A 421-nucleotide genomic window follows, 5' to 3' on the forward strand; every position below is an offset into this window, starting at 1 on the left:
TTCCATGCCAGCCACCCGACCGACCTGACCGACATGGCCTGGGTCCTGCCGCGCTCCGGCTATAGCCAGCCGGTGGTGACGCAGGGACTCGCCACGGTGACGTGGGATGCCGCCAACTGGATCGTCACCGCTACGGGGGGCAACTCGCTGGCATTCGTCGCCGGCAAGCACTGATGCGCGGGGTTGGCTGCGGCAGCATGGCAAGCCCCACGGAAAACGACACGGGAGGGCATTGAGCATGCGCCTGGTGTATCGCCTGTTTCTCTCGATGAACGCACTGCTGGTCTTCAGCATGTCCGCGCCCGAGACGAAGGCCACGGAAGCACCTGTGAGGGGCGAATCGTTCGCCCGCGGGTCCGTCCCTCCGAAAACCGCCACCAGGCCGTCGCCAGGAACCGTGACGCTCGCCGCTGCCGGACCC

1 protein-coding gene is annotated in these 421 nt (G+C 67.2%); it reads left to right on the top strand.

Annotated elements, in window-relative coordinates; all coding sequences use genetic code 11:
* Positions 1 to 238: 238 nt before the first annotated feature.
* Positions 239 to 421, top strand: a 183-nt coding sequence (locus tag AC1DCP_RS26535; protein ID WP_476774892.1) for a hypothetical protein, incomplete at its 3' end; no start/stop codon positions are given.

It is taken from the genome of Agrobacterium sp. 10T429 (assembly GCF_056393925.1).